Origin of the sequence: Ensifer sp. LC384 (assembly GCF_001695865.1) — a bacterium.
In the GTDB taxonomy this organism is placed as follows: domain Bacteria; phylum Pseudomonadota; class Alphaproteobacteria; order Rhizobiales; family Rhizobiaceae; genus Ensifer.
In genome coordinates this window covers 1-5,069 of the sequence record NZ_MBST01000061.1, presented here as the reverse complement: position 1 = coordinate 5,069, position 5,069 = coordinate 1, and the positions used below count along the sequence as shown (strand labels likewise).

At 61.0% G+C, this 5,069-nt stretch carries 7 protein-coding genes and 1 pseudogene; 2 read left to right on the top strand and 6 right to left on the bottom strand.

Annotated elements, in window-relative coordinates:
• Positions 1 to 839 (top strand): BBE domain-containing protein (locus BC363_RS29165; protein WP_141690473.1); only part of this gene is annotated, 839 nt, incomplete at its 5' end.
• A gap of 129 nt (positions 840 to 968) precedes the next feature.
• Here BC363_RS29165 and BC363_RS36275 read toward each other — a convergent pair.
• The 6 genes and pseudogenes from BC363_RS36275 to BC363_RS29140 all read right to left on the bottom strand — a co-directional run bounded on the left by BC363_RS36275 (position 969) and on the right by BC363_RS29140 (position 4,299).
• Positions 969 to 1,358, bottom strand: a complete 390-nt coding sequence (locus BC363_RS36275; protein ID WP_280137965.1) for an AbgT family transporter — start codon at positions 1,356 to 1,358, stop codon at positions 969 to 971.
• Positions 1,292 to 1,768, bottom strand: a complete 477-nt coding sequence (locus BC363_RS36270; protein WP_280137966.1) for an AbgT family transporter — start codon at positions 1,766 to 1,768, stop codon at positions 1,292 to 1,294. The genes BC363_RS36275 and BC363_RS36270 overlap by 67 nt, the downstream gene beginning before the upstream one ends.
• Positions 1,769 to 1,834: 66 nt before the next feature.
• A pseudogene (locus BC363_RS29155) lies at positions 1,835 to 2,161 on the bottom strand (IS481 family transposase); the annotation flags it as partial.
• 507 nt (positions 2,162 to 2,668) lie between these two features.
• Positions 2,669 to 3,001, bottom strand: coding sequence for a plastocyanin/azurin family copper-binding protein (locus BC363_RS29150; protein WP_083222569.1), 333 nt, complete (start codon positions 2,999 to 3,001; stop codon positions 2,669 to 2,671).
• On the bottom strand, positions 2,998 to 3,522 hold the full coding sequence (locus BC363_RS29145; protein ID WP_065787062.1) for a DUF4142 domain-containing protein: 525 nt from the start codon (positions 3,520 to 3,522) through the stop codon (positions 2,998 to 3,000). The genes BC363_RS29150 and BC363_RS29145 overlap by 4 nt, the downstream gene beginning before the upstream one ends.
• Positions 3,523 to 3,606: 84 nt before the next feature.
• Entirely contained in the window at positions 3,607 to 4,299 is a 693-nt protein-coding gene (locus tag BC363_RS29140; protein WP_065787063.1) for an RNA polymerase sigma factor, read from the bottom strand.
• A gap of 302 nt (positions 4,300 to 4,601) precedes the next feature.
• Between BC363_RS29140 and BC363_RS29135 the strand changes: the two genes are divergently transcribed.
• Positions 4,602 to 4,955 carry a GFA family protein gene (locus tag BC363_RS29135; protein WP_083223760.1) on the top strand — a complete coding sequence of 118 codons (354 nt, stop codon included), beginning with the start codon at positions 4,602 to 4,604 and terminating at the stop codon, positions 4,953 to 4,955.
• The last annotated feature ends 114 nt before the right edge of the window (positions 4,956 to 5,069 follow it).

Genomic DNA, 5,069 nt, shown 5'->3' with positions numbered 1-5,069 from the left:
TAAGAGGCGGCGGCGGGAATTTCGGCGTCGTCACTGCCTTCGAATTCGCGCTGCACGAACTCGGTCCCGAGGTTCTCGCCGGCCTTGTCGTGCATCCCTTTGCGGATGCGGAAAGCGTCCTCCGGCAATATAGACAGGCGCTCGAGGCTGCCCCGGACGAGCTCACCTGCTGGGTCGTGATGCGGCAGGCGCCGCCCTTGCCGTTCCTGCCGCAGGAGTGGCACGGCAAGGAGATCCTGGTGCTGGCCATGTGCTATTGCGGCGATCCCGTCGCGGGGGAGAAAGCGACGGCGGGCTTGCGTGCGATCGGCAAGCCGATCGCCGACGTCGTCGGTCCCAATCCCTTCGTCGGCTGGCAGCAGGCCTTCGATCCGCTGCTTGTGCCCGGAGCCCGCAATTATTGGAAGAGCCATGATTTCATGGAGCTTTCCGATGCGGCCATCGGCGTTTTGCTCGACGCCATCCGGCAATTGCCCGGGCCGGAATGCGAGATATTCATCGCCCATGTCGGTGGGGCGGCCGGCCGGGTAGCGGTGGAGGAGACCGCTTTCCCGCAGCGCAGCTCGCATTTCGTCATGAACGTCCATGCCCGCTGGCGCGAGCCGGCGATGGACCAGGCCTGCATCGGCTGGGCGCGGCGGCTTTTCGAGGCGACCAAACCCTATGCCGCTGGCACCGCCTATATCAACTTCATGCCCGCGGACGAGGTCGACCGGGTCGAAGCGGCCTATGGCGGCAACTATCGGCGGCTCGTCGAGGTCAAGCGGCGGTATGACCCTGAGAACCTGTTCCGCATGAACCAGAACGTGCGACCGCTCGAAGATCGAGGGGCGGCGTGAACCGCACCGCATCGAGCTTTCCGAGATCGCTTCAAACGAAGTCAGGGCCGGCGTTCAGTACAAAATTCGACCGCTACAACCCGGGTTTCTGGACCTCCGGTGGCTAAAGTTTTCGACTGCTCGCACGCTTCAATCATCGCCTATCGCGGATCCGTTGAACGATTTCGGAATCGTCGCCACAGCACTCGGCTGCGATCTTAAGGCAGCGCCGGCGCGCCCCACGGGCAAGAGGGATGCGAGGATCAGGCCGAGATATATGACGGTGAAGATGCCGGCTGCGAGCAGCCCCCGACCTTCGCGGCCATGGGCTGTTCCGGTCTCTTCAACGACCTCCGTTTCGATTTCCAGTTCGCTCACGTGGTTCGGCGAGAGCTTCGAAGGCACGAAGAAGTAGGTGATGATCAGCATCGCAGCCGTTGCGGCAACGGTGCTGAATGCGTTGAAATACCAGTTCATGATTGGCGAGGCGGTCGCCGCCGCCTCTGGCGGCAGAACGCTTGCGGTGATGCCCGAGAGCACCGTATCCGTCTGATTGATGACGAGCGAGGCGGAAAAACCGGCGGTGTTGCCGACGAAGACCAGCCGAGGCAGAGATTAAGCCTCATCTGGTAGAAAAGCGTGGCCGCAAGCGGCATCAACACGAACATCGCTGCGTCGCCGAAAAGGTCTCCGTTGATGGCCACGAACGAAACGAAGCTGATGATCGCGAATTTCGGGACCCGGCGCAAAAGCCCTCGAATGACCGAGGACAGGAAACCCGAATGCTCGGCAACCGAAATGCCCATCATCACGATCAGCGTAAGAGCGATCGGCGGAAAGCCTACCAGCAGTTTCGGGAACTCCACGATAAGGTTGGCAAAGTAGGAGGGCGTCAGGATGTTCTCGATCGCGACCGTCTTCGCCACGGCCTGGCCCGTGGCTGGATCCACGTCGAGAAGGCCAGCGACACGCCAGCTTGAGCCAATGGGAAAGATACCAGCGCCGCCAGTGCGAGCAGCAATGCCATGGCGTTGCAGGCAGCGATGCAGTGACGATCGGGTCAGTTGCGGAATGGTTGGTTGCAGTGCGTAGAGGCAGTCATCGAGGGGCAGCAGCGTATCACGTTGGAAAGCGACGATCTCCTCGATCGACAGAACCGTCGATCGAGGCGCTTTCGGCCCGGTCACCAAGTCGGCGGTCTAACTTCGTTTCTTCCATTTGGCGACGGTCTTCTGGCTGATCCCATATCGCCTCGCAAGAACCCTCAGGCTCGCTTGACTATTTTGTATTGTTCGACGGATCGCCTCTGTCGTCGTGGCGCTGCCATGCAGAATTTGTCCCATAGCGAATCTCTCCAGGCTCGCGAAAAGATTGCACCATCAAAATCCGGGATTAAACATTTAGAACTCTGGAAAGCCTGCAACAGCATCGCCAGCAACGGATGATTGCGCCGAACCCGCACTTCGAGATCGACGTAGCCGAAAAGGTTTCCCGTCCGATTATCGCCGCCACGTATCCATCAACTCTGAATCTCTTCCAGGCCAATGAATCACGGCCAATGACGCCAGACCGGATCCTTTTTCAACAGCCTGCTTGAAGGACATAGCGGTGATGATGATGGGCGACTTCAAGCTCGCCGAACTGGACCCCCAGCAGCGGAAGCTGATGCAAGAATCTTCGCCGTCAAGGCCACGTCGCAGATTAACGACCGGTCCTCGCTCCGGAACAATGGCTACGCGAGCCTTGGGTCGAACGGCTCCTCCTTCCAACCCATGGCCCGCCTCGCCGCAGAAAGCAGAGGCGGCCCGCCGGACCGTCCCTGCTGCTTTCGAGCGTAGCGGCGAAAACACCTATGCGGTCGTGACGATCCGGCCCTTCATGTTGGGGTGGAAACGGCAGTAGTAGTTGACGCTGTCATTCGCCGTGACCACTCGCGTCGCCTTCGTTCCGGGCGGAATGGTCACCTCCCAGCCGCCCTTGACGGTCGCGGTATGGGCGAACCGGTCGTTGTTGGTCCATTCGATCGTCTCGCCGACCCGAACCTCGACCTCGGTCGGGACGAAGGCGAGGTTTTCGATGGCGACGTGGACCGTGCCGTTATGGGCGCGGGCCAGCGGGCCGCCGGCGAGAACAGCCGCGCCTGAGAGAAGCAATTGCCGCCGGTTGAGAGTCCCCGTCGTCATTTCAGGCCTGCCGCGACATGTTCGGCATGTTGCTCATGACCCTGGAACAGTTTCAGGCCGGTTTCCAGCAAGCTCTTCAGCTCGGCACTCTGCGCCGAAGGGATCAGCAGTGTCTCCAGCGCCGCATTGACCTGCTTGTGATAGGCGACCTCATTCGCGATATAGGCTTTGTCGAAGGCCGCGCCATCGAGCTTGACGAGTTCGGCGCGCATTTCCTCGGCCGCCTTGGCAAGGGCCTGGCTGGTGGCGTTATCCTGCGGCGTCACCTTCAGCTTCTTGACCAGCGCCAGCGCCTGCTCGTTCACCGCCTCGTGGTCCTTCTGCATCGACTGCGCGAAGGCTCGCACATCCGGGTTCTTCGTTTTCGACAGGGCGAGCTTGGCCGCCTCCACGTCGATCGCCCCGGCGCTGTAGGCGACATGGGCGATCTGCGGATCGCTCGGCACGTCGGCGGCGTCCGCAAACGGTGCGGTCATGACGACGCAAGCTGCGCCGAGCGCGGCGGTGAGAAAGGTCTTCATCGGGTATCTCCTTGGCCGGTCGTGTCGCCGGCGCCTGTTTGCATTGACACGACATTGGATGCCGGGCCGCCGGGGAGGTTCCCGCTATTTTTCGAGACCGAGTTTTTCGAGCACCGCTTCGGTTAGGCGATCGCACCGCGTGCCTGCGAAGGGAAAGGCATCGAGCAGCACCGGCCCGATCTGCGCCTCCAACCGGTCCCGGACCAGCCTGCGCGCGCGGTGAAGGCGCGTCTTGACGGTGGCGGACGGCAGGTCGAGCAGTGCCGCCGTTTCCTCGACGCTCAGCCCTTCGATCACTCGGGCGACGAACACGACGCGGAAGGGCTGCGGGAGGTCGTCCGTCACCTGCTCGACGAGATGCAGAAGTTGTCGCTGGGCCATGGTGCGCTCCGGATCGTCGTTGGATACCGGCACGGGAAAGGCAATGATCTGCGCCTCTCCGGCCGCCTGGGCGGAGGGAGCGGTGCGTTTCAGCCGCCTTTGCGACCGCATCCGCGTTAACGCCTCATTGAGCACGATGCGCGACAGCCAGGTGGAGAGGGATGATTCCCCGTGGAAACTCCCCAGCCTCGCAAAGGCGCGGAGATAAGCCTCCTGAAGAGCCTCCTCCGTATCTGCATTGCTGCGAAGCACTGCCCGCGCCAGCCGATACAGGCGTTGATTATGGGCTTTAATGATCTGCCGAACGGCGTCGGCTTCGCCCAGCACGGCTCGCTCGACGAGACTGGCTTCCGCGACGCCTTGGGATTGATTTATTGCGTTCTGCGAACTTGGCATCTGCTTGCTCCTTCCGGGAAATATTGGATGCCAGCATCGCGGCAAGGTTCCCAGCCTCCGCTGAATTTTATCGCAGGAGCCCGGCTGGCGAGCCTATCTGAAAGCCTCGCCACATGAGCTGGTGGCCACGCACATGATCTTCGCCGACCGCCGACGGAGTTCCGAAGCATTTGGCCAGGCAGCATCCAGGAATGTGACAAATGGGTAGCGAGCATATCCCGGTGGAAGGCGGCTGCCTCTGCGATCCGTGCGCTCTATAGCTCACGCAAGCCACCTATCCAAGGCGCCTACTGCCCTGCAGCATGTGTCAGAAGTGCTATGGTGGCCTCTTCATGTCGGCGCTCCAATTTATCGGCAGCGATTTCGGGTTCACGAAAGGTCTGTCCCATTTCTACCGATCCAGTGAATTCGCTCGTCGAGGCTTTTGCGTCGCCTGCGGTTCTTCCTTGGTGTTCGTTTCTGACCACGATCCGTACGTCTGGGTCACGATTGGAACGCTCGATCATCCCGGCGATTGGCCTTTGACTGCGGAGGCATCGTGGGGTCAGACTATGCATGTCCATATCGACAACAAGATCGCTTGGTCGGTCATCGACAACAGTCTGCCGCAGCTCACGAGCGAAACGGAACCGTACCGAGACGCCGTTCCGAGGTGAGCGTCCGGTGAGCTGGTTTTGTTGAGGCGGTTATGTGGCGCAAGTTACGTCACAGATGATTCATTTGTGACGTAACAAGGTACGAATGGCCAAGGTTGAGATCCTAACGGGTGC

What these genes read in the sequence shown, in the direction of transcription:
- BC363_RS29150 (WP_083222569.1), bottom strand. Translation starts at nt 3,001, where the DNA reads ATGACGACGGGGACTCTCAACCGGCGGCAATTGCTTCTCTCAGGCGCG.
- BC363_RS29145 (WP_065787062.1), bottom strand. Translation starts at nt 3,522, where the DNA reads ATGAAGACCTTTCTCACCGCCGCGCTCGGCGCAGCTTGCGTCGTCATG.
- BC363_RS29140 (WP_065787063.1), bottom strand. Translation starts at nt 4,299, where the DNA reads ATGCCAAGTTCGCAGAACGCAATAAATCAATCCCAAGGCGTCGCGGAA.
- BC363_RS29135 (WP_083223760.1), top strand. Translation starts at nt 4,602, where the DNA reads ATGTGTCAGAAGTGCTATGGTGGCCTCTTCATGTCGGCGCTCCAATTT.